19 protein-coding genes are annotated in these 23522 nt (G+C 59.8%); 12 read left to right on the forward strand and 7 right to left on the reverse strand.

Translation table 11 applies throughout. From position 1 onward, the window contains the following. Window positions 1-121: 121 nt before the first annotated feature. Window positions 122-1072 carry a prolyl aminopeptidase gene (gene pip, locus DWU98_RS20060; RefSeq protein ID WP_115497363.1) on the reverse strand — a complete coding sequence of 317 codons (951 nt, stop codon included), beginning with the start codon at window positions 1070-1072 and terminating at the stop codon, window positions 122-124. Between the two features lie 187 nt (window positions 1073-1259). On the opposite strand from pip, the gene DWU98_RS20065 reads away from it, so the two are divergent. Then, a complete protein-coding gene (locus DWU98_RS20065) occupies window positions 1260-2843 on the forward strand; it encodes a DUF3300 domain-containing protein (RefSeq protein ID WP_230474962.1) in 1584 nt (527 codons plus the stop codon). Window positions 2844-2876: 33 nt separating this feature from the next. On the opposite strand, the gene DWU98_RS20070 is transcribed toward DWU98_RS20065, so the two are convergent. Continuing rightward, window positions 2877-3377: an Lrp/AsnC family transcriptional regulator gene (locus DWU98_RS20070; RefSeq protein WP_115497364.1), complete on the reverse strand. Its 501-nt coding sequence runs from the start codon at window positions 3375-3377 to the stop codon at window positions 2877-2879. Window positions 3378-3490: 113 nt separating this feature from the next. Between DWU98_RS20070 and DWU98_RS20075 the strand changes: the two genes are divergently transcribed. From DWU98_RS20075 to DWU98_RS20085, 3 genes are all read left to right on the forward strand, one after another. Further along, the gene (locus DWU98_RS20075; protein WP_115497365.1) at window positions 3491-4408 is read left to right on the forward strand and encodes a DMT family transporter; all 918 of its coding nucleotides are present in this window, start codon (window positions 3491-3493) and stop codon (window positions 4406-4408) included. A gap of 31 nt (window positions 4409-4439) precedes the next feature. Beyond that, a complete protein-coding gene (locus DWU98_RS20080) occupies window positions 4440-5129 on the forward strand; it encodes a glutathione S-transferase family protein (RefSeq protein ID WP_115497366.1) in 690 nt (229 codons plus the stop codon). A 218-nt stretch (window positions 5130-5347) separates the two neighbouring features. Next, on the forward strand, window positions 5348-5890 hold the full coding sequence (locus tag DWU98_RS20085) for an acyloxyacyl hydrolase (RefSeq protein ID WP_230474963.1): 543 nt from the start codon (window positions 5348-5350) through the stop codon (window positions 5888-5890). A 26-nt stretch (window positions 5891-5916) separates the two neighbouring features. On the opposite strand, the gene ubiE is transcribed toward DWU98_RS20085, so the two are convergent. Beyond that, complete coding sequence (gene ubiE / locus DWU98_RS20090) at window positions 5917-6666, reverse strand: bifunctional demethylmenaquinone methyltransferase/2-methoxy-6-polyprenyl-1,4-benzoquinol methylase UbiE (protein ID WP_115497368.1); 750 nt, start codon at window positions 6664-6666, stop codon at window positions 5917-5919. Between the two features lie 126 nt (window positions 6667-6792). Between ubiE and DWU98_RS20095 the strand changes: the two genes are divergently transcribed. The 5 genes from DWU98_RS20095 to DWU98_RS20115 all read left to right on the forward strand — a co-directional run bounded on the left by DWU98_RS20095 (window position 6793) and on the right by DWU98_RS20115 (window position 13268). Further along, a complete protein-coding gene (locus tag DWU98_RS20095; protein WP_115497369.1) occupies window positions 6793-7332 on the forward strand; it encodes a DsrE family protein in 540 nt (179 codons plus the stop codon). Between the two features lie 15 nt (window positions 7333-7347). Beyond that, a complete protein-coding gene (locus DWU98_RS20100; RefSeq protein WP_115497370.1) occupies window positions 7348-8298 on the forward strand; it encodes a substrate-binding domain-containing protein in 951 nt (316 codons plus the stop codon). After that, window positions 8295-8957, forward strand: a complete 663-nt coding sequence (locus DWU98_RS20105) for a c-type cytochrome (RefSeq protein ID WP_115497371.1) — start codon at window positions 8295-8297, stop codon at window positions 8955-8957. The genes DWU98_RS20100 and DWU98_RS20105 overlap by 4 nt, the downstream gene beginning before the upstream one ends. Further along, complete coding sequence (locus DWU98_RS20110; protein ID WP_115497372.1) at window positions 8954-9883, forward strand: c-type cytochrome; 930 nt, start codon at window positions 8954-8956, stop codon at window positions 9881-9883. The genes DWU98_RS20105 and DWU98_RS20110 overlap by 4 nt, the downstream gene beginning before the upstream one ends. 490 nt (window positions 9884-10373) lie before the next feature. Then, the gene (locus tag DWU98_RS20115) at window positions 10374-13268 is read left to right on the forward strand and encodes a S8 family serine peptidase (RefSeq protein WP_115497373.1); all 2895 of its coding nucleotides are present in this window, start codon (window positions 10374-10376) and stop codon (window positions 13266-13268) included. A gap of 50 nt (window positions 13269-13318) precedes the next feature. Here DWU98_RS20115 and DWU98_RS22115 read toward each other — a convergent pair whose 3' ends face one another. Continuing rightward, window positions 13319-13639 carry a hypothetical protein gene (locus DWU98_RS22115; protein ID WP_196239548.1) on the reverse strand — a complete coding sequence of 107 codons (321 nt, stop codon included), beginning with the start codon at window positions 13637-13639 and terminating at the stop codon, window positions 13319-13321. Here DWU98_RS22115 and DWU98_RS20125 point away from each other — a divergent pair. Continuing rightward, window positions 13614-16343 carry a S8 family serine peptidase gene (locus DWU98_RS20125; RefSeq protein WP_158545129.1) on the forward strand — a complete coding sequence of 910 codons (2730 nt, stop codon included), beginning with the start codon at window positions 13614-13616 and terminating at the stop codon, window positions 16341-16343. The two genes, DWU98_RS22115 and DWU98_RS20125, sit on opposite strands and share 26 nt — an antisense overlap. Before the next feature lie 273 nt (window positions 16344-16616). On the opposite strand, the gene plsB is transcribed toward DWU98_RS20125, so the two are convergent. From plsB to DWU98_RS20140, 3 genes are all read right to left on the reverse strand, one after another. Beyond that, window positions 16617-19262: a glycerol-3-phosphate 1-O-acyltransferase PlsB gene (gene plsB, locus DWU98_RS20130; RefSeq protein ID WP_425480251.1), complete on the reverse strand. Its 2646-nt coding sequence runs from the start codon at window positions 19260-19262 to the stop codon at window positions 16617-16619. A 42-nt stretch (window positions 19263-19304) separates the two neighbouring features. Then, window positions 19305-20261 (reverse strand): hypothetical protein, encoded by a 957-nt coding sequence (locus DWU98_RS20135; RefSeq protein ID WP_115497375.1) that lies wholly within the window; start codon window positions 20259-20261, stop codon window positions 19305-19307. Window positions 20262-20527: 266 nt separating this feature from the next. Then, entirely contained in the window at window positions 20528-21436 is a 909-nt protein-coding gene (locus DWU98_RS20140) for a 5'-nucleotidase, lipoprotein e(P4) family (protein WP_115497386.1), read from the reverse strand. A gap of 79 nt (window positions 21437-21515) precedes the next feature. Here DWU98_RS20140 and DWU98_RS20145 point away from each other — a divergent pair, with 79 nt between their 5' ends. Together DWU98_RS20145 and DWU98_RS20150 are read left to right on the forward strand one after the other, a co-directional pair. Continuing rightward, window positions 21516-22547, forward strand: coding sequence for an AI-2E family transporter (locus tag DWU98_RS20145; protein WP_115497376.1), 1032 nt, complete (start codon window positions 21516-21518; stop codon window positions 22545-22547). A 233-nt stretch (window positions 22548-22780) separates the two neighbouring features. Further along, window positions 22781-23522 (forward strand): phage late control D family protein (locus DWU98_RS20150; protein WP_196239549.1); only part of this gene is annotated, 742 nt, incomplete at its 3' end.

Consider the following 23522-nt stretch of genomic DNA (forward strand, 5'->3'; position numbering starts at 1 on the left):
AACAGGAATCGGGAGCGGCGAGTATGCCATCGACACCCCTTTCTGGCCCCTGGCGGAGGTTGGGCGGGCCGCCCGGCAGGCGCCGTTTCAGGCCCCTGTGATGCCCGGGCACTCGCCGCGATCAGCAGTATCGATCGGCAAGGCGGTCGGTGGCCTGGATCAGCACGTCGACAATCGCGGGCTCCGACGCGGCATGGCCGGCCAGCACGATATGAAATTCGGCTTCTGGCCATTGCGCAGCGAGGTCGCACGCGCTCTTGACCGGGCAGATGATGTCGTAGCGCCCGTGCACGATGGTGGTGGGAATGTGGCGCAATTTGTTTACGTCACGCAGCAGTTGCCCGGGTTCGAGGAACGCGTGGTTGCGAAAATAATGCGCTTCGATGCGTGCGAGACTGAGCGCCACGTCGGGCGCGGCGAAACTCGCTTCGGTTTCGGGACTTTCTTCCAGCGTGATGCCAACGCCTTCCCATGCCCCCCACGCCGTGGCCGCTTCCAGTCGGGTCTTCTCATCATGGGAGGTGAGGCGTTGCCAATACGCATCAAGCATGTGGCCACGTTCGTGCGCAGGGATCGCGGCGGCGAAGCGTTGCCATTTTTCCGGCAAAATCCAGGATGCGCCGCCTTCTTCGTAATACCAGCGGACTTCTTCCGGGCGACATAAAAAGATACCCCGCAGCACGAGACCCAGCACGCGATCGGGATGTGTCTGCGCATAGGCCAAGGCGAGCGTGGAACCCCAGGAACCGCCGAACACCACCCAGCGTTCCACCGCTATCTGCTCGCGAATGGCCTCGATATCTGCGACCAGATGCCAGGTGGTGTTATCGGTCAGATCAGCGAACGGCGTGGACCGCCCTGCGCCGCGCTGATCGACCAATACGATGCGATAACGCGCCGGATCGAAGAAGCGACGATGATAAGGCGATAGCCCCGCGCCTGGCCCGCCGTGCAGGAATATCACCGGCAGCCCATGCGGATTGCCGCATTCCTCCACATACAGCGTATGCCGGCCATCCACCGCGATCTGATGGGTGCGGTAAGGCTCAATCTCCGGGTACATCGTGCGCATGTGGCATGTCCTTAGGGCGGGAGCGCATGGGCGGCGCTGCTGACGCGGAGCTTACCGCCAGGCCGGATGCGATAGGCGTTCATCCCACATTTGTCCAAATGTAACGGCAGGGTGGGCATACTCGCTTGCAGGGGTTTATGCATGCCGCCTGCATCTTAAAAAGGCGGACCATTCAAGGAGCGTCCAAGTGCCTAAGCAACATTCTCTGAGCGCCGCTATGGTGGCGGCCACGTGCGCGAGCATGCTGGTACTGGCCGGTTGCAACCAGCAGCCGTCGCAGAACCAGGGCAGCGCGCCGGCGTCGTCCGCCAGCGCGCCTGCGTCTGCCAGCAGCGCGCAGGCACAACAGCAGGCATATACGCCACCCACGGCCGATCAGCTCTACCAGCTGGTGGCGCCCATCGCCCTGTTTCCCGACAAGCTCGTTGCGCAGGTGCTGGCTGGATCGACCTATCCGGACGAGGTCACCGCGGCGCAAAACCTGGTCGCGCAGAACCCGAATCTGAAAGGCGATCTGCTGCAGGCCGCGGTGGAGCCGCAAAGCTGGGATGCGAGCGTGAAGGGGCTCACCCAGTTCCCATCGGTATTGAGCCAGATGGCGCAGAACATCCAGTGGACCACCGCACTGGGCCAGGCTTACGTCAATGATCCCACCGACGTGCTCAACGCCATCCAGGTGATGCGTCAGCGTGCACGGGCGCAGGGCAATCTGCAGAATTCAGCGCAGCAGGCGGTGACCGTGCAGCCCGCGCAAGCGGCGCAACAAAGCGAACAGGAGGCCGGTTATGTCGCCAACAGCGACGCGCCCCCGGTGTATTCAGGCCCTGACGTAGTGCCGCCGCCATCGCAGATCATCCAGATCGATCCTTCGCAATCGGGTGCCGTGTACGTGCCCAGCTACGACCCGCAAACCGTTTACGGCGGCGAAGTGCCGTACTACCCGTCCTATCAGTATGAACAGCCCGGATACACCACCGGCGAAGTCGTGGCAGTGGGTGCCGTGGCGTTTGGCGCCGCCATCTTGGTGGGTTCGCTGATGGACCACGGCAATCACGGTGGCGGCTGGCATTCGTGGGGCATGAATTGGGGCGGCGGTTACGGTGGCGGCGGTGGTGGGCCGCATCGTCCGGCGGTGGTTTACAACAATCAGACGTATGTGTCGCGTTCGACCACCGTGGTCAATCGTTACACCACGATCAACAACTACAACAATCGCACCGCCAATAACGTCGTCAACAATCGCAATCAGTTCAACCCAAATCATGCGCCGGCGCAGCCGATGAATACACCCAACTTTGGGCATCAAGGTCGTCCGTCGGCGGCAGCACCGCATGTGCTGATACCCGAACAACGTGTGGCGCAAGAGGCGCGCGCCAACACCATGCACACCCCGGCACCGGCCACACAACGGCCGGTATCTGCACCGCGTCCGCAGGAAACGATTCGTCAGCCGGTGCCGCGTCCGCAGTCGGCGGTCCATGCAGTGCCACAAGCGCATCCGCAGCCGGCGTTCCATGCGACGCCTCAAGCGCAACCGCGTCCGGCGTTCCATGCTGCGCCGCAGGCGCATCCGCAACCGGCGATGCATGCCGCACCTCAGGCACACCCGGCGCCGCGTCCGGCACCCGCGCCGCAGGTGCATCGTCCCGCACCCGCGCCTGCACCCCATGCGGCACCAGCGCAGCACGCGCCACAGCCGCATCCCGCGCAGCAGCATCCTCAAAACAATGGACATCAGCCGCCAAAGAAGAAGGACGAGTCACACGGCTGACGATACGCGCGCCCGCCCTGTTCGCAGGGCGGGCTAGTCCTTGGAGAGCGCGCGTGCCGTATCCCACATGCCACGCGTCACGGGACGATTGGCGTGCGGCGTTTGCAGGACGATCAGCGTGGTCGTACTGATGCTGGCGTGGATTTTCAGCAGGCGATCGAGTATGGCTTCCAAGTGCATGATCGACATCGCCACGACGCGCAGCAGTGCGGAATCTTCGCCAGCAAGACGACGGCAATCGAGCACCTCCGGCACATCCGCAACCAATTTGCCGATGCGTGCGCAAATACCGCCGTCGCACCGCAGGCGAACCATGGCTTCGATGCCGAAGCCTACCCGCCGGGGATCGATCACGGCGCGATAACTGCCGATCACGCCGGTTTCTTCCAATCGCTTTATACGCTCGGCCACGGCCGGTGCGGAAAGGCGCACCTTGCGACCCAGTTCGGCGTAGCCCACGCGTGCATCCTGCTGCAAGGCCTCCAGCAGTTGCCAGTCCTTGGGGTCCAACTCGGCTTTCGATTCGTAGGTCATGGCAGCCCGCTGATAGTTCGATCGATGGCGAAACATCGGAAGGAAGATCGGAACCATTATTCACTGGGTGAGGACTCGCGGCTAGCATTTGCACCGTTCCCCCAGGGATACCCATGGACAGTACCGAACGCCTCGATGGGCGCGCGCTCATCTATATCGCCATCGCTTTGCTCACCTGGTCGTCCGCCTATGCGGCGATTGCGTATGCGCTTGCTTCGTTTACACCTGGTGAGGTGGCGTTTGCGCGGCTTTCCATCGGCTCGCTGTGTTTCGCGCTGTTGATGTGGGTGAAGCGTGCGCGCGCGCCGCGTCGAAGTGATTGGCTGCAGCTTGCGGTGCTTGGTGTGACCGGCCTGACGGTGTATCACTTGTGCCTCAATTACGCCGAAACACGTATCGCCAGCGGAACGGCGGCCATTCTGATTGCGCTGGTGCCGGCCGCGACCACGACGCTGTCGGCCTTCTGGATCGGCGAACGCATCAGTGCACGCAGAGTCCTGGGATTGGGCGTTGCGCTGCTGGGCGTGGTGCTGGTGGTGCTTACCAGTGGCAAGCAAGTGCGCTTTCAGCCGATGGCGGCGCTGGTGTTGGTGAGCGTCATTGCATCGGCGGTGCTGTTTGTCGGGCAGAAGCCGTTGTTCGCGCGCAACGACATGATCGGTGTGACGGCCTTCGGTTTTTTTGCCGGCACCTTGGGCGCGCTGCCATTCGGTTTGGGTGTTGTGCATGCGCTGGCGGCAGCGCCATGGGCGCATATCGCCGCACTGGTTTGGCTCGGTATTGCGCCGACGTTTGTGGGCTACCTCACCTGGAACGCCGCGCTGCGGCGTGCATCGGCCTCGCAGGTTTCCAGCTTCATCTATTTTTCGCCGCCGATTGCCGTGTTGATCGGCTGGGTGTGGCTGGGCGAGAAGCCGGGCTGGCTGACGCTGATTGGTGGCGCCGTCACGGTGGGTGGCGTGGCCTTGGCCAATGCGCGTCGTGGCGCAGCACGTGCGCCGGCCGTGACCAAGCAAGCGTGCGAGTCATAATGCAGACGGTATCGCCCTTCGAGGAAAACGCATGTACACGCTCTACATCGCCAACAAGAACTACTCGTCCTGGTCCTTGCGCCCGTGGGTATTGCTGACGGAGCTGGGCATCCCGTTCGAAGAAAAACTCACACCGTTCCAGGGCGGCACATCGTCGAGCTGGAATGCGTTCCGCGCATTCTCGCCCACAGGCAAAGTGCCGTGCCTGCACGATGGCGATACGGTGGTATGGGATTCGCTGTCTATCACCGAATACGTGGCCGAGCGTCACCCGACCGTATGGCCAAACGATGCGCATGTGCGTGCATGGGCTCGCAGCGCCGCCGCGGAAATGCACACGGGCTTCGAACCGTTGCGTTCGCATTGCCCGATGAACTGCGGCATCCGGCTGCAATTGCATGAAATGCCTCCCACGCTCGCGCGCGACCTGGTTCGCCTGCAGGAATTGTGGACGCAAGGGCTCAGGCGCTTCGGTGGCCCCTTTCTCGCCGGCGATGCATTTACGGCGGTGGATGCGTTCTACGCACCCGTGACGTTCCGTATTCAAAGTTATGGCTTGTCGCTGGATGATGATTGCCGCGCCTACGTACAGCGCATGCTGGCCTTGCCTTCCATGCAACGCTGGTATGAAGCGGCACTGCGCGAAACCTGGCGTGATACGGACCACGAACAAGAAACACTGCGCCAGGGTGTATTGCTCAAAGACCTGCGCGCGGCTTGATGCCGCGCAGGGCGAAACACTGGCGCGAAACTTGTGCGTGATCGTGTGGTGATCGACCTAGCAAAACCTTCTCTTTTCCAGAACGGGCAGGTAAGTAGTTTGGCGGCGTCCTGTTCATGCATTCTTGCGCGAGCGTGAATGCGTCACCAAGAAACTGCCCGGGTGGGTGCGGGGGTTTGCTACGTGGGTCGAGACAGGCGTAGACGCGCAGGCTTTTGATGGTTGTCACACCTCTTTACCGCCGCCTTGCGGCAGCGATGTTGTTCGACCTTGTAACGTTGCAGGCATTTGCCGCCGGTCCACGCATATCAGTGGAAGGCGGCGAGAGCTTCGTCGGCGGCTACTTCGCCTTCAACCAGGGCACGCCAGCAGTGTTCGGCGAAGCGGTGTTCGACGAACATGCCATCAGCAGCAGCGCGTTCATGTGGGCACCGGATGTCACCGCCGGCTGGATCGACGGAAGGGATATCGCCTATTTCCAGCATGATCGGTACACCACGCGCGATCACATCTGGATGCTGGCCGGTGGCGTACGCCTTCGCTACAACGCGCCGGACGCGTGGTATCGAAGGCTCTTCTTCAGTTTTCAACCCACCCTGCATACCGGACGAACGCAGGCATTGAGCAGCAGCTACGAATTCACCAGCACACTGGGTTGGCAAGGCGAGCATTGGATGGTGGCGATTCGCCATAGCTCCAACGCTTTTCTGCATTTGCCCAACCGCGGCGAGAACATGCTGCTGATGGGCATCACGTTCTGATTCGATCGGCGCTCTGGCGATACACCTCAGAGTTTGTAGGCGCGATGGATCGCCACGATGCCATTGCTGAGATTGCGCACCTCGACACGGCCGAAGCCGGCCTGTTCCATCATGCCCTTCAGGGTTTCCTGATCCGGATGCTTGCGGATCGATTCGGCCAGGTATTGATAGCTCTGTGCGTCGCCGGCGAACAGCCGTCCCAGCTTGGGCAGCACTTGAAACGAATGGAAATCGTAGAGCTTGCTGAAGAGCTCGTTGCGTACCTTGGAAAACTCCAGCACCAACGCTCGACCACCCGGCTTGAGCACGCGGCAGATATCGGCCAGCGCCTTATCTTTGTCCGTGACATTGCGCAGGCCGAAGGCCATGGTCACGGCGTCGAAACTGTTGTCCGGAAACGGCAGTGCTTCGGCATTCATTTGCACCCAGCGCAGACCTGAAACCACGCCCTGGTCGGTAAGTCGGTCGCGCCCTTTATTGAGCATGGCCGCGTTGATGTCGCCCACCACCACATCGCCGCTTTGGCCGACCACGGGCTTGATCAGCGCGGCGATGTCGCCAGTGCCGCCCGCCAGATCAAGCACGCGATCGCCGCTGCGGATGCCGCTGATGGCGACGAAGTGACGCTTCCACAGGCGATGGATGCCGAACGACATCAGGTCGTTCATCAGGTCGTAATTGCGGGCGACCGAGGTGAAAACCTGGCCGACCAGTTTTTGCTTCTCCCCGACCGGTACGTCGCGGAAGCCGAAATGGGTAGTGGGCTGTTCGCTCATGCGCGCATGGTACAGGAAGCGGACCTGAGGATAAGCCTGCCTTATCTGTCATATAGACAACATGAAGTAGCCTGATGACCCAGGGCGGCGTAGCCTTGCCGCCGATATCCCACCACGAGGCGGAACATGAAACCTTCGATCCTGCTGTTTGGCGTCATCGGTCTGTGTGGTTGCGCCGCGGTTGCCGCTCAGGGCGCGCCGCAAGCGGTCATCACCGCCGCCGGTCATTACCACCCGTTGCCACACGCGGCCTATCAGCCTGATCCGGCAGCGACGTATAAAGTGGTGTTCGCGATGACCCGCGAAAGCGAAAAGCCCGGTCAGGTCAATCCTGCGCTGGAACGTGTTGCGCGCACAGTGAACCTTTATGCCTCCGCCGGCGTGCCAGTGGACCACCTGAAATTCGTTGCAGTGGCGTACGGCAAGGCCACGCCGCTGGTGCTCGACAACGCGCACTACAAGGCCAAGTTCGGTGTCGACAATCCCAACTTGCCGGTGATCGAACAGCTGCGCAAGGCGGGCGTGGATGTCGCGGTATGCGGACAGGCGATGGCCGAGAGCAACTTTCCCGATGATTGGGCGGCCAAGAGCGTGACCTTGAGCCTTTCGGCGCTCACCACCATCACCGAGTTGCAGCAGCAGGGCTACGCCCTGATGCCGCTGTAAATCAAGGAGCGCGTCATGTCGCCATGTTGGAAACGTCGCCGGCGGCACGCGCTGCTGGCAGGGCTGTTGGCTGCCATGTGCGGTGTGGCCAACGCATCGCAAACCGATTATCTGCCACCCTGGAATCCGCCGCCGACGGGTGGTGTTTCCTTTGCGATGCCGCCGTTCGATGCGATTGCCGACCTGCATGGCGACATCGTCGACCCGCAGCTCACGGTGTTTTTCGCCGGTAACCAGTTCATGGTGGTGCACGATCTGATCGAAGTGTTCAAGCAACGCTATCCGGCTTATCAGCGCGTATTCGTCGAGACCTTGCCACCTGGTATTCTCGCCAAGCAGATCGAAACCGGCTCGCTGGTGATGGGCAATCTGCGCATTGCGTTGAAGCCGGATATTTTCACCGCCGGCAAAGGCTCCATCGCCGCCTCGCAAAAGCAGCACGGCTGGTTTGCCGATACGGTCGACTACGCGCGCAATCCGCTCGCGATTCTGGTGGCAAAAGGCAACCCGAAACATGTTGAAGGCTTGAAGGATCTAGGCCGCGACGATGTACGGGTGAGCATGCCCAACCCGCAATGGGAAGGCATCGCCAAGCAGATCGAAGCCAGCTACCGCAAGGCCGGCGGCGACGCGCTGGATCACACCGTGATGGATGAGAAGGTGAAGGCCGGAACGACCTATCTCACGCGCATCCATCACCGTGAATCGCCACTGCGTGTGCTGCAGGGCGAATCGGATGCGGCGCCGGTGTGGTCGACGGAAGCGTATTTCCAGCAGCAGATATTGCATCGTCCAGTGGAGACCGTCGCCATTCCTGCCGACCAGAATGTCACGGCGACCTACACCGCCGCGCGCATGAAAGATGCGCCGCACACGCAGGCAGCGAAGGATTTTCTCGCCTTCATGGCGTCGCCTGAGGCGCAGGCGATCTATCGCAAATATGGCTTTCAGCCGCCGCAGCCATGAGCATGTACCGCATCACGTTGATCGTGCTTGCCGTGCTCTACGCGCATGGCGTGCTTGCCGGCACTCCTGATGGTTCGACCATCGCACACCAAGGCAACGGACACGGTGTTGCGCCGTGCATGGCGTGTCATGGTGTCAACGGTGAAGGGCAATCGGCCGCCGGGTTTCCGCGTTTGGCCGGATTGCCACAAGCCTACTTGCGCAAGCAGCTGGATGATTTCGCCAATGGCACCCGCGTCAATGCCACCATGCAGCCTGTCGCCAGCGGCTTGAGCGATGCCGAACGCGATGCGCTGGCCGTCTATTACAGCGCATTACCGATACCGGCCTCCGCACCGTCGTCAGCGCCGGTCGATGACGGCGCACGGACCGGGCAAGTATTGGCAACGCGAGGTCGCTGGTCGACATCGCTACCTGCGTGCGAGCAATGTCATGGGCCTGGCGGCATCGGCGTCGGCGATCACTTTCCACCGTTGCTTGGGCAATCGGCCGTCTATCTATCCAATCAGCTGCATGCGTGGCAACAAGGTTCGCGTCATAATGATCCATTGCAGTTGATGCAAAGCGTGACGTCAAAGTTGAGCGATGCGGACATCACGGCCATCAGCACGTGGTACGCCGCACAACCGGTCGTGCCGGCGCAGGAGAAGCAGCCATGAAGTGGATGCATTTCGTTCTTGTGATCGGTGCGTTGTCGTTGACGGCTTGCGATCACTCGACGCCGCACGCGGCAGCCCCGGTTGCGAAAAGCCCGGCGCATGTGACGTCAGCACCCAAGAAGGCGACAGCTTTCGCCCCGCCGTCCGAGTCGGACATTCCCAACGATGATTTCGGCAAGCAAGTTGCGCTTGGACGTCAGATATTCATCGACCCGGGCCAGTATGCGAAGGCTTACGTCGGCAACAGTCTCAGTTGCGAAAACTGCCATCTGGATGCGGGGCGTCTTGCGCATTCGGCGCCGCTTTGGGGCGCGTATCCGATGTACCCCGCGTATCGCAGCAAGAATCACCACGTCAACACGTTTGCCGAGCGCTTGCAGGGGTGCTTCCAATACAGCATGAACGGCAAAGCGCCACCGGCTGACGATCCAGTGCTGGTCGCGTTGGAGACGTATGCGTACTGGATGTCGAAGGGCGAGCCGATTGGTACATCGTTGCCGGGCCGCGGTTATCCCAAATTGCCCAAGCCCGCGATCGCGCCCGATTACGCGCGCGGTGAGGCGGTGTTCAAACGCGATTGCGCGCTTTGTCATGGCGACAACGGTCAAGGCCAGCGGGCGGCTGGACGCACCGTGTTTCCGCCACTTTGGGGGCCGCAATCGTTCAACTGGGGCGCGGGCATGGAACAGGTCAACAACGCGGCGGGTTTCATCAAAGCCAACATGCCGCTGGGACGCGGCGATACGTTGACCGACCAAGACGCGTGGGACGTGGCGTATTTCATGGATGCGCACGAACGTCCGCAGGACCCACGTTTCAAGGGTTCCATTGCCGAAACACGTAAGGCGTATCACGACACGCCCGAGTCGTTGTACGGCACGACCGTGAATGGGCAGCAGCTCGGTCAAGGTACCGCCGGGAAATAACCCGTAAGAAAATGCGAGATGAAGAGGCGTTTTGTATGGCTTGCCCAAACGGACGGCCTATGCCTTCGCTCAAAAAATGACGTAGCATTTCCGTGCGTAACAGGGGTTGGGGCGAACGTTTTCGTTCGTTGCGTCAAGGGGAAACAGTGGGCAGTTCGCTGCATGCATCGATCGGGCCGCCGACAACGTGAGTGTCGACGGCGGATACCTCTTCACGGATGACTCCTGGAGGCAGGCAGAGCACAACGCTCTGACTCCACTCCACCACAGGGTTTCGACGGATCGATGACAACGCTTCTGCATACAAGTCTGCATCGTGGCAGGCCAATGTACGGTCGATCACGCCGTGCTGATTTTTCCCCCATCGTTCAACGCCAACTCGGCGCGTTCGCGGCTGAGGCGAGGTGTTCCTTTCTTACCGCCACCGAAGTCGCATGCCGCAGCGCGTGCTGACGTCGCACGTACCTGTTTTCGACATGGAGCGGCATACATGAGTTTTTTCAATCGTCATAACGCGCTGGCCTTTTCCGTAGCTGTTGTGCTGGCGACGACGCTAACTGCATGCGGTGGTGGTAGCGGTGGAGGAAATGGCAATGTGCGCCCGTCCGGCGCAACGCCAACTCCGACTCCCACCCCCACTCCCACACCTACCCCGACTCCCACACCTACCCCGACCCCGACCCCGACCCCTAGTGCAACGATATATAACCCAAGCCAGCTTACGCCTGAAAACGTTCAGTTGGCCTGGCAATTCAATGGAGCCAGCCAAGGGCAAGGGGTAAAAGTTGGCATCATCGATTCGGGCGTACAAGCGGACAACCCGGCACTTTTGAACCGTATCAGCTGGTTCAAAGATTACGTCGATCCTACCAATACCGCGCCGCAGGATCCGTACGGACACGGAACCGTCATAGCTGAAATTATCGGTGGCAGTGCGAACGCCAGTGCTCCAGAGGGTTATTACAACTACGGCGGCGTTGCACCACAGTCTTCGCTATACATAGCAAGAATTGCCGATCAGACAGGTAACTACAACGTTAACCTCGTGCCTCAGGCACTATCGGATCTTGCGGCGCAAGGGGTGCAACTCGTCAACAATTCCTACGGTTATAACGAGGCAATCACGGTTGCATCATCAGCTCAGGCGGCTCAACGCTATAGCTTGGTTTCGTCAGCTGTAAGCAATGGTCAGCTGATGGTGTGGGCGGCGGGTAACAACAGCAGTGCGCAGCCAAGTCTGGAATCTGGGCTACCTTATGTCTACCCATCCCTGCAAAACAATTGGCTCGCGGTCGTCAACGTAGATGTGGACGCCAATGGAAACGTAACTGGCTTGGACTCCACGTCCAATGCATGTGGAGTCGCCGCGGCGTGGTGTTTGGCTGCGCCAGGATCAACGATATTTTCACCGGTGACTGGCACTCAGTTTTCAACGGGATACGCGATAGGCACATCGAATTCTGCAGCGGTTGTTACCGGCGTCGCGGCGTTGGTCTGGCAGCGTTATCCATTCTTTACCGTCAGCAACGTTCAACAGACATTGCTTAGTACAGCAACGCCAATTGGACCGTCGACCACCTTTGGTGCGGGTCTGGTCAATGCTCTTGCTGCCGTGAACGGTCCGGAGGCTTTTAATTGGGGAGCATTTATCGTCAATATCCCCTCAGGGGAAAATCCTTATTTTACCAACAGCATCAGTGGGTCGGGTTCGTTAGTACTTGGTCCAACAAACCAAGGGTGGTTGTTCCTCGAAGGTAACGACACCTACGCTGGCGGCACAATGATCCAGTCGGGTGGTCTGTATCTAGACCAAGGTAGCCTCGGGTCAGACGTCACGATCAGTGCGGCGGGAACATTCAACGCATCTATCGGTGTTGTCCGGGGTAACGTCACCAACGCCGGTACGGTGGGGGTATTGAACGGTCCCTTGCAGATTTACGGCAATTACACTGTCGCAGCAGCAGGACCAGGCACCAGAACGCCCACTCCTCAAACAGGCATCGAACTTGGGTGCCCGATACATGTCACTGGAACGGCAACACTGAGCCAATCCACCGTCAACGCATTTGCGGCGCAGGGTTATTTTCCGAAAGCAGTCGAGCCACTGTTGTATGCCGGAAACATCGTTGGCGAATTTGGAGCGTTTAATTTTCAAGTGGGACTAAACAGCAATGGGAGTTCCCCCTACTACACGGGGACATTGAGCTACACGGCAACGGAAGTGGAGTTGAACGTCACCCAGCTTCCTGTGACGAGCGTAGCCAGCAGCGCTATGGCTCAGGTCGCCACGACACAGCAGACGGCTCAGCACATTCAGAGGGCGATATCGCTAGTAAATCAGTGGGTCGCAACATCGGATACGGCATTGCATGGTTCGTTCACCGATGCGGCCAGCGACTTCCTGCGTGTTTCGTCGATTGCGCAGGCCGAAGCGTCCGTCAACAGCCTTTCCGGTCAGTTCCTTGCGTCATCGCAGGGTCTCACCTTCGAGCAGGCTGGCATAGTCAATCGCACTGTGGCCGATCGCCTGGTCGATATTGATGAAGGCAACGCGCAGCAAGGGGCATGGTTCCAGGGTACCGGCGCAAGTGGTGACATTGCGCGCAGCGGTTATGCCACTGGCAATTACAGCGGCGGCGGTTCCGTGGCCGGTTACGACGTGAAGCTGCCACTGAATTTCACATTGGGCGTCGGCCTGGATTGGAGCCATTTGGGTGCGAGCTACAATTTGCAGGGTGGGAATAATACTTCGCGCAGCACGGGTGCGATGCTGTATATGAAGTATGCTGCGGACAATGCTTATCTGTCTGGACGCATCGGTGAGGACTGGATTCATAGTGATACCAGCCGCTGGGGTTTGCTTGGTGTGGTGCCGGCGGCGATCAACAGTTCGCGCAATGACCGGATGACATCGGCTTATCTGGAAGGTGGCTACAACATCACGTCCGATGCGTGGACGACGACGCCGTTCGTATCGGCGGGCGATGAACATCTGGACCGTGGCGCGATCAACGAGCAGGGAGCTGGCGGTTTCGGCATCACTGCGCCTGACGATGATTTCAACCAGAGCTATACGCAGATCGGTGCGCGTCTTTCATATCGCTGGAGATGGAGTACCGGCCAGCTGTCGCTGAAGGGCTTCGCACTGTATCAGCGCGTACTCGGTGGTCAGAACTTGGGGTTCACCGCAGCGTACGCGGGCGCGCCGACTACGACGTTCGAGCTCGAAGGCGTGAACTCACCTCGCAACAGCGGGTGGGTCGGCGTGGGCATGAATGCGGATGTGAGCAAACGTTGGACGTGGTTCGCCAACCTGGATGGTCAGGTGGCCGGTGGTGGTACGAAGGCCACCGTGTTCAGTGCCGGTGCAAGGTATAGCTTCTAAAGAACAAGTGCGTTGCGAGGCGTCGGACGATGCTTCGTTGGGGGTTAGGCTCAAAGCTTCGTCACAACCAGCTTGCAGAGCCAAATGGATATCAAATTCAGGAATAGGGGCTTGTCGATGAGTTTGCTTAGCTGTCGTAATGCGTTGGCTTTATCCGTCGGTATCGCGCTGACCACTTCCCTGGCTGCTTGCGGCGGCGGGGGCGGTGGTGGCAATGGCAACATCCGTCCGGCATCGAACACACCCACACCGACGCCAGCACCCGTCCCGACAACACCAACACCAACACCAACACCAACACCAACACCAACACCAACACCAACACCAACACCAACACCAACCGTGGTGAATGCTCCGACGCCTTTACCCACGCAGGCATTCAATAACTACAATTCCCTCTACAACACGCTGGTTCCGGAATACGTGCCGATTGCCTGGAACAACGGGATCAGCAGCACGGGTAATCAAGGGCAAGGCGTGGCAGTCGGTATTATCGACACTGGTGCGCAAGCGGATAATCCGGCGTTGATCAATCGCATCACCTGGTTCAAGGATTACGTTGATCCATCCAATACGACACCGCAGGACCCGGACGGTCACGGCACTCAAATCGCCGAGCTCATCGGGGGCACGGCAAACCCTGATGGTTCTGGTGGCAATCCCTTCTTTGGTGGCGTTGCACCCCAGGCGTCCTTGTATATCGCGCGCGTGGGCGACAGCTCCGGCAATTTCAATACCGCATTGCTGCCACAGGCCATGGCGGACCTCACTGCGCAGGGCGTCAAGCTGATCAACAATTCGTATGGCTCGACCAATTCCATCACCAGCGTCACCGGTTACAGTGCGCAAGTATTGGCCGACAACGCAACGTTCAAGTCAGTTCTCGCGAATGGACAGCTATTGGTGTGGGCTGCCGGCAACAACGGCAACCTGCAACCTACCGTCGAAGCCGGATTGCCGTATTATGAAAACAGCCTGCAAGGTAACTGGCTGGCAGTGGTGAATGTCACATTGAACAGCAGTGGCCAAGTTACCGGCCTTGATGACACAGTGCCCTCCAATGCGTGTGGAGTGGCTGCGAGATGGTGTCTGGCAGCGCCTGGACTGAATTATTTCTCGCCGGTTGCCAACACCCAGTTCTCAACCGGTGGCGCGGAGGGTACGTCCGATTCTGCCGCCATCGTGACTGGCGTTGCCGCACTGGTTTGGCAGCGATTTCCCTACTTTAGCGCGACCAACGTCCAAGAGACATTGCTGGGTACGGCGACCTACCTGGGTAGCCCGACTTACTACGGTTATGGGTTAGTGAACGCAGCAGCTGCGGTTAATGGTCCAGGTTTACTCGATTGGGGTCCTTTTGAAGTAGCTGTTCCAGCGGGAGTTACTAGCGCATTCACCAACAATATGAGCGGTTCCGGCGCGCTGATACTCGGTCCGCTCAATTTCGGCACACTAATACTTACTGGTAACAGTACCTACACCGGAGGAACGTGGGTTGATTCGGGAACGTTGAAGGTGACCGGTTCAATAAGTGCCGATGTGACCATTGCAGGGAATGGTCCCTCGGTCGGAATCCTGGAAGGGCCGGGTACTGTGTTCGGCAACGTTACAAACGCAGGCGCCGTCTGGTCTACGGGTGGAACGCTTACCATTGCAGGAAATTATACGGTTGTTCCAACAGATAGTAATTCTGGCGTGCCCTTGGAGCAGACTATCATTGATCTGGGCAGTCCTTTACGCGTCACAGGGACGGCAACTCTAAACAACAGCATTCTCGCAATCAATGTTCCAGGTGGATACACACCCAACGCAGTTGAGCCGCTGCTTTATGCGGGATCCATTTCCGGAACCTTCGGTTCGCTTGATTTCCCGTCGCTGTACTACAGTGCGGTGGTTACCTACAGTGCCACTGAGGTGGACGCGGACATCACGCAAGTTTCAGTGAGCAGCGTAGCCAAAGAAGCTATGCCGAATATTGCAACGACTCAGCAAACAGCTGAGCACATTCAAACAGCTTTGGTGCAAGCGAACGGCTGGACAGTCGCGAATTCCGCTTCGCATCAGACATTCCTCGATGCGGCCGGCGATTTCCTGCATGTCTCGTCTATTCCTTTGGCTGAGGCATCCATCAACAGTCTATCTGGTCAGTTGCTCGCTTCCTCGCAAGGTTTGACGTTCGAGCAAGCCGGCATCGTCAATCGCACCGTGGCCGATCGCCTGGTCGATATCGATCAAGGCAATGCGCAACAGGGCGCATGGTTCCAGGGCACAGGTGCAGATGGCGATATTGCGCGCAGCGGGTATGCCACCGGAAATTACAGCGGTGGTGGTTCCGTGGCGGGCTATGACGTGAAGATGGCAGAGTGTTTTGTGGTGGGTGTTGGCCTGGATTGGAATCACTTGAGTTCGACTTACGACTTGCAGGGCGGTAGCAACACGTCGCGCAGCACCGGCGCCATGTTGTATGCCAAGTACGCGGCGGATAATGCTTACTTGTCGGGCCGCATCGGCGAGGACTGGATTCACAGCGACACCAGTCGCTGGGGCCTGCTTGGCGTGGTGCCGGCGGCCATCACTAGTTCTCGCAATGATCAGATGACGTCGGCGTATCTGGAAGGTGGCTACAACATCAAATCCGATGCGTGGACCACCACGCCGTTTGTGTCGGCGGGCGACGAACATCTGGACCGTGGCGCGATCAACGAGCAAGGCGCTGGCGGTTTCGGCATCACGGCACCGAGCGATGATTTCAACCAGAGTTACGGGCAAATCGGTGCGCGCTTGGCGTACAGCTGGAAATGGGGTGATGGGCAGCTATCGTTGAAAGGGTACGCGTTGTACCAACGCATCATGGGTGGCAGGGATCTTGGCTTTACCGCCGCCTATGCTGGTGCGCCCAACGCTACCTTTGAGTTGGAAGGTGTCAACACGCCTCGCAACAGTGAATGGATCGGTGCCGGTTTGAATGCGGTGATGAACCAGCATTGGTCGTGGTATCTCGATCTGGATGGCCAATTTGCCAGCAGCGGCACCAAGGCGCGTACGATCAGTGCGGGCATGCGCTATCGTTTTTGACGTGATCGGCTTTGTAGGAATATCAGAGCGCGGATGACATGGTCCGCTTGCTAACGCGCCATATCAACTGTTCCTTATCGTTATTCCGGCGAAGGCCGGAGTCCAAGTTTCGGTTGGCGATGGATTCCGGCCGTCGCCGGAATGACGGTGAGGCGAGAACAATATCTCGCGCGTAGATTAAGCGAGCCGCATCACGAGGCGATGCAGTGCGTACAGATGTGTAAACTCAGTCGCGCTCTGGCGCCGCTTGGGCATCTTCCACTTGTCGCGCGATCATTCCTTGTCGTGATCGACGGATTCACGCTCATGGATGTGATGTTCGGTCTCGACATGGCGCTGATGCAGTTCTTCGCTGGTGTTTATCGCTTCAGGCTCCGCTGTCGATGATGCAGGCGCGGCGGTCGGTTGTGCCGGTTCAGGTGGTGCGCGCGGCGTTTCTTTTTCTTCGCTGCCGGTAATCTTCAAGATTGCGTGACGCATCTCGCGAGCAAGAATTACGCGTGCATCGCGCACCATGTCTTCCAGGGCGCTGTCGTAGTCGAGCTTGCCGTTTTCGTCGGTCCACACGATGCGATGTTCGCGTAGCTTCTGGATGAAGCCGCGGAAAAGTGCCTTGTCGAAGAACTCTGGCGCCAGCGGTTCGCTGAGCAGGCTCAGGCGCTGCGCCGTGAGCGTGCAGACATTTTCCAGCTCGGCGCCGGTAATGGTGTGTGGGCCGTTCTTCACCAGCGAGGCGATGGTGATGTAGTAGCGCTCGAAGGCTTGGATCAGGCTGCGCGCGATGACTTTCAGCTGATAGGCGGCATCGTCCTGACCTGGGCCGCGCTCGAGCACGCGTCCTTCGCCGGCGGCTTCCAGCATGCCGCGCCGTACGAAGAAATCGACGGTCGCTTGCAGTTGCGCGCCGAAGCCTTCGATATCCCAAGGCAGAAACAGTTCGCTCTGGATAAACGGATAGATGATGCGGCCCAGCCGCAGGATCGACGCGCGCGACATGCGGCGGTTGTTGAGGAAGCAGCACGCCACCCACGCGGCGGCGGCGGTCAGATGCAGCACGTTGTTGCGGAAGTAGCTCAGCAGCACGGCCGCTTCGCTTTCCACGGTGAGCACGTCGCCGAGCGGATGGCGCACGCGCGTGATCCAGCCCATCTGCTCGCCGTAGTTGATGATCGCCTCGGGCGCCAGCGGCGTGACCGTCATGCGATCTGAATACGGCAGTTCTTCCAGTAGCGCCTTGAGCAGCTCGAGTTGGGCGAGCAGGTCGTTTTCCGCCATCGCATGCTTGGGCGTGGCCAGCAACGCAAGCGCGAGCAGATTGATGGGATTTACATCCGCCGCGCGATTGATGTTGATCTGGATTTTTTCTGCAAGCTGATCGACCACGCGGCTAAGCCATTCCGGCTTGGTGCTGGGATCGCCGGTGGTCTGGCGCCAGTTGCTGCTGGCTGCATCGAGCAGCGGGGTCAGCTCGATCGGCTCGCCGAAGTTGAGCGCCACGTGGCCATAGCGCTGGCGCAGCACGCCAAGGCCGCGGATTAGCCCGACCAGCGATTCCTTCTCCTTGGGCTTGCCAGAGAGCTCGCCGATGTAGCTTTTGCCCTCCATCAGTTTTTCGTAACCGATGTAAATCGGCTGGAACAACACGGGACGGCGCGGCGCGCGCAGGAAGGCGCGCACGGTCATCGCCAGCATGCCCGCGCGTGGCGCAAGCAGGCGGCCGGTACGTGAACGTCCACCCTCGATGAAGTATTCCATCGGTACGCCGCGATCGATCAACTGCGCGACGTATTCGTTGAATACGACCGAATACAGCGCATTACCTTTGAAGCTGCGGCGCAGAAAGAATGCACCACCGCGGCGCAGGATCGGGCCGATCAGCGGCAGATTGAGATTGACGCCCGCGGCAATGTGCGGCACCACCACGCCCGATGCATGCAGCTGATAGGAAAGCAGCAGATAGTCCGCGTGGCTGCGATGGCTGGGTACGTACACCACTTCGTAGCCCGGCGCCGCGGCGCGCGCCTTGTCGAAGTGATGGATGGTGATGCCGTCGTACAGCTTGTTCCAGAAATTGCGCAGCAGGAACGATGCGGAACGCACCACAGGGTGTGAATAATCCGCCGCAATTTCCATCATCATCTTGTGCGCGCGTTCCCACGACTTGGCATAAGTGATGTTTTCCTTGGCGGCGGTGGACGCGATCGCCGCGCGCACCGGTTCCGCGTTGAGCACGGCATCGACCACGGTACGGCGGTGCGAAAGATCGGGGCCGATGACCGCCGCACGGATGCGCCGGAAGTGCGTGCGCAACACGCGCGCCATCTTGCGTGCGAAGCGCTCCGGCTGCACGTCGCCCTCTTCATTCAAGGCGGCGCGCAGCGAAACGGGCGCAGAAAAGTGCACGACCGTGTCGCGACCGTTGAGCAGCAGCGCAAGCATGCGACGGAAGCGGCCGACCACCACCCAGTTTTCGGAAAACAGCACGCTGAACCAGCCTGATTCACGCGTGGGCGCGCGGCCGACGTAGATCGAAACGGGCACGATCTGGATATCGCGATCGGGAAAACCTTCCAGCGAACGCACTAGTTGGCCCAACGGTTCGTTCGGCGAACGCTTGCGGTTGCGCCCGAAAATCCAGCCGTCGCGACGTGCGAGTGCAAACACCGAACGGCGACGGCGCGTCTGCGCCAACGGCTGCATGGGACTGGGCAGGCCCGCCTCGCGGCAGGCGCGATCCAGGATCAGCGCATCGGAAAATCCATCGCGCTCGATGACGTAACAGACGGGAGCATCGCCTTGCAGCATGCTGGCCGGCTCGGCCGGATCGCGGCGAATGCGAACCCAGGGCTCAAGCAGGTGCGCGGCGAGGTTGAACCACCAGGGGGCGCGGCTGCGGTAAGAGGGATCCGCGGTCGTCATGATCGGCATCTGCATAGTGTAGCGGTGAGTGTCCTGCCCGGCTTACGGTTTTGCCGCCAGGGTCGTCCCAGCCGAGGCACTGCTGGCTGGCGCGGCTGCGCTGCTGCTGCCGGCGGGTGCGGGCGGGTGCAGCAGCTGTTCGTGCTGCGCACGTTCGCTGTGGATGAGGTCCTGGTTGTACCAGCGGCCGTTTATCAATACGAGCTGGGAGTCGGCGCTCAGCGGTTTGCCCAGCAAGGTGTAATCGATCTTCACGTGGGCTTGCCCGTGATCGATACCGATGGTGCTGACTTTCACCGAATCGAGCGTGTCGTCGACGGAAAGCCCATAGATGACGAGCAGCTGCTTGAGGCCCTGATACGCAATCGAGTACTCCTTCATCGACGTATCAAAATCCATGTGCTGCACCTGATCGGGCGTTTTCAGGTTGAGCTGGCGCGTGGTGGTCACCATCACACTGACCGCCTGTTTGGCCTTGTCCTGATCGAACCAGGGCGTTTGCTGCGCCCACGGCAGCAGCACATTGAGTACATCGCGCGCCTGCTGTTTCTGGTTTTCCGTCATCGTCTTGTTCTGCGCGATGCCGGTGCTGAGGATGGCCTGGCCGATGCCGATCATTACCGGCAACTGGTCGTGATATTGCTCTTCCATCTGCGTCAGCTTGGGCTTGAGCTGGGCGTACAGGGTGGTTTCCGCGTTGGGTGCCGTGAGCTGCTGGACGACCAGCTCGAAGCGGGCGCGGTCCTCATCCGTGATGGGATGCTGGTCGGCACGTGGATGTGTCCAGTCCGCGCGCAGGTTGGCGTAATCGGCCGGGGGCAGCGCGTGCTTCCAGAAGCCGGCGAAATCACCCGCCTTGATCAGCGCGACCGATTCCTCCACCGCGGCTTCCGGCGTGGCCCCGCCGGGGGCGGCGCCGGTCTGTTCCTGCTTGTGGCAGGCGGCCAGCGCAAGCAATGCAAACAGCAGCCAGCAATGCTTAAGACTTTGAAAGCGCATGGATTCTCTCACTTGGGAGGGCGGTAGCTTGCCATCCAGGCAAGGGGCGGATGCGGCGCCGTATGGCAGGCGCGCATCTTAAAAGAAAACGCCAAAAGAAAACCCCGCGGGCGTCAGGGCCTCGCAGGGTCGTGCCGGCAGTGCCGGAAGGGAAATGGCCGTGCCTGCAGAAGTTTGGAGGTCAGCAGGGTTGGCGAGCCCATGATAAGGCCCTTTCCTTCTTCAGGCAATACTTTAAGTTAATCATGGTAAGTGATTGAATTTATTCAATCTGTGTGGAGCGCTTGAACCTTCTGCTGCCGGCGCTGATCGCGAGGCGCGCCCCACGCGTTATTGAATAGAGCCGGTTCCCACGAACCGTACGTGGGATTGGGAAACACAAACCAGCGCCTACCGATCCACGCCGTGTAGGGTGCCATAGCCTGGGCGCGTCCGGCATCGCTGTTATTGAGGATCGCGACGAAATCGCCAAGCTGGTCACCGAACTGCATCAGCACCCGGTAATGCTGGCCCACCCGCTGGCGCCGGCAGCTTTTCTCGGTGCCAACCTGGTCGCAGCCGCGCAGGATGGTGCCCAGTCCCAGGAACGCGTCCGGACCGGATACAGGCAGGCCGACCTTGCGCAGGTTGTCGATCGTGACAGCATCCAGATCCTGCGCACGATTGGAAATGTAGATCACAGCGACACCATGCTTGGCGGCAAATTGCGTGAAGGCCACGGCGCCGGGCATCGCGCGGGCGCGCTCTTCCTTGCACCACGCCGCCCAGTCCGCTTCGTTGTATTCGCCGCCGTGCTGGATCAGGCGTGCCTGATAGGGTGAGTTGTCGAGCACCGTTTCATCGATGTCCAGGATCACGGCCGGCTTCAGGTTTTTGTAGGAGCCAGTGCGATCCTCGTGCGGCAATGCATCCCAGCTCTTGTCCCTCAACGCGGCAAGCAACTGCAGCTGTGCGCTGCGGTAGGTTTCTTCATAGACCAGATCATGCTCAAGCGCAGTCTGCGTCCACGCCACCGCATTGAGATTGTCATCGGCAGGAACCGGCGGCACGGCGGCTGGATGGACGACCGCAGCGCTGGCTGCGACGGGCGCAGGCGTGGAAGGATGCGGCGCCTGGCTGGCGCAACCGCAAAGCACGAGCAACGTGCCCATGAGCACGGGCAAAGACTTGACCATGAAACACCCTGTGAAAAGCGACAACGTCTTGAGAGGATGGCGCAAGTTTATGACAGACTTGTCCGCAGCACGTTCGCCCATGGACTTATCTGTGTACGCATCCCTTCAATCCGGCCGCGGCATCCGCATCGTCAGCTATGTGCTGGCGGGCTTGGCATTGCTGTTGGTGTTGCGTCTGCATCTTTTGCCTGCCTTGCTCGCGGGCTTGCTGGTCTACGAGCTGGTGCATGCCATGACGCCGCTGCTCGGGCAGCGCATTTCCGGCGAACGCGCGCGCCTGGTCGTGGTGACGCTGTTGGGTGCGGTCGTGGTGGGGTTGATCATTATGCTGATCGTGGCGCTGATCAGCTTTTTCCGCAAAGAAATCGGCAATCCAGGCACCATCTGGGAACAACAATTGATGCCACTGGTGGAAAGGGCGCGCGCGCAATTGCCGCAATCCTTGACCAGCATGTTGCCCGACAGCGTCGACGAATTGCGTGTGATGGCCTTGGAGCTCACCCGCAAACACGCCATGAGCTTGCAGAACGCGGGCAAGGAAACAGCACGCGTGCTGGTGCACATCATTCTCGGGCTGGTGCTGGGCGCGCTGGTCGCCTTGAATCGAGCACGGCCGCCGCATCAGATCGGGCCGCTGGCCGCCGCGCTGGGCACGCGTTGCCAATATCTGGCCGAAGCGTTTCACCACATCGTGTTCGCGCAGATCAAAATCTCGCTGATCAACACCATCGCCACCGCGATTTTTCTGCTCGGTGCGCTGCCGCTCCTGGGCATCCACGTGCCGTTTGCCAAAACGCTGGTGGTGGTGACATTTCTGGCTGGCTTGCTGCCGGTGATCGGCAATCTTATTTCCAACACCGCCGTGACGATTGCCGGCTTATCCGTGTCAATTTGGGTGGCAGTGGCGGCGCTGGGCTTCCTCATCGTCATCCACAAGCTCGAGTACTTTCTCAATGCGCGCATCATCGGCACGCAGATCCGTGCCCGCGCATGGGAATTGCTGGTGGCGATGCTGGTGATGGAAGCCGCGTTCGGCATGACCGGCCTGATTGCCGCGCCGATTTATTATGCGTATCTCAAGCGCGAGCTCGAATCCAGGCAATTGATCTGAGATCGTCAACGGCCGCGCTTCGACAAAGCATCAAGGTAAGTCTCATCTGATTTCGTTGTAAGGGCGAGTAAAACAGCCTCGCTCGCACCCATCGATATGCCAAAGTGTCCCGCGCCTTCGCATGCATCATGCGCGAAGGTAGTCGGCTGCCCAACGCGGACATGTAGCGCGTCCGCCATGCGGCTTCGGCCCCGCAGGCCTAGGCCAGGGAAAGCAAAACAAAGGACACCTACATGTCGAATCCCGCTGATGTCGCCCGTAACTTCCATCAACACTACTTTCTCGATATTCCCAGCCTCGCCAGCGCCGCTGCGTTATCCATCCAGACATTCAAGGTGCGTGAACAACTCGGCGGCCTGTACCACATCACCGTCACGCTTTCTCATCCGGACGAACTCGCGCGCGGCGACTTGATCGGCAAGGACGCCATGTTTCGCATAGTGGATGCTGATGGCGCGTTGCGACGCTTCGCCGGTAGCATCACTGGGTTCAGCCGCCTCCAGCGCAGTAAGGATGACATCACTTATTGGCTGACCATCAACCCGCACGTGGCGCGCCTTGATGGTCTTCAAGCCAGCCGGATTTTTCAAAAGCAGACCACGCCGCAAATCATCGAGGCGATACTGCGTCGGCATGGCTTCAAGGGACACCAATTCGCTTTCACCTTGCGTCGCAGCTATCCGCAGCACGCCTTTCGCCTGCAACACCATCTTAGCGACTGGAACTACATCCGCCTGCTGATGAAACAGGAAGGCATCTATTGCTACAGCACGCAAGGCGAGCATGGCGATGTGCTGATATTTGTCGATGACATCGACCATTACATCTATCAGCCCACACTCACCCTGCCGTATCGCGAACCGTCTGGTCTGAAGCCAGCGAGCGAGGCGATCCTGTCGCTGCACACGCATGCGCGCACTGTGCCGCAATCCTTCCTCGTCGCCGACTACAACCCCGATCAGGCGTGGGAGCGCT

The sequence above is a fragment of the Dyella monticola genome, assembly GCF_003363155.1.
GTDB classification, from domain to species: Bacteria; Pseudomonadota; Gammaproteobacteria; order Xanthomonadales; family Rhodanobacteraceae; genus Dyella_B; species Dyella_B monticola.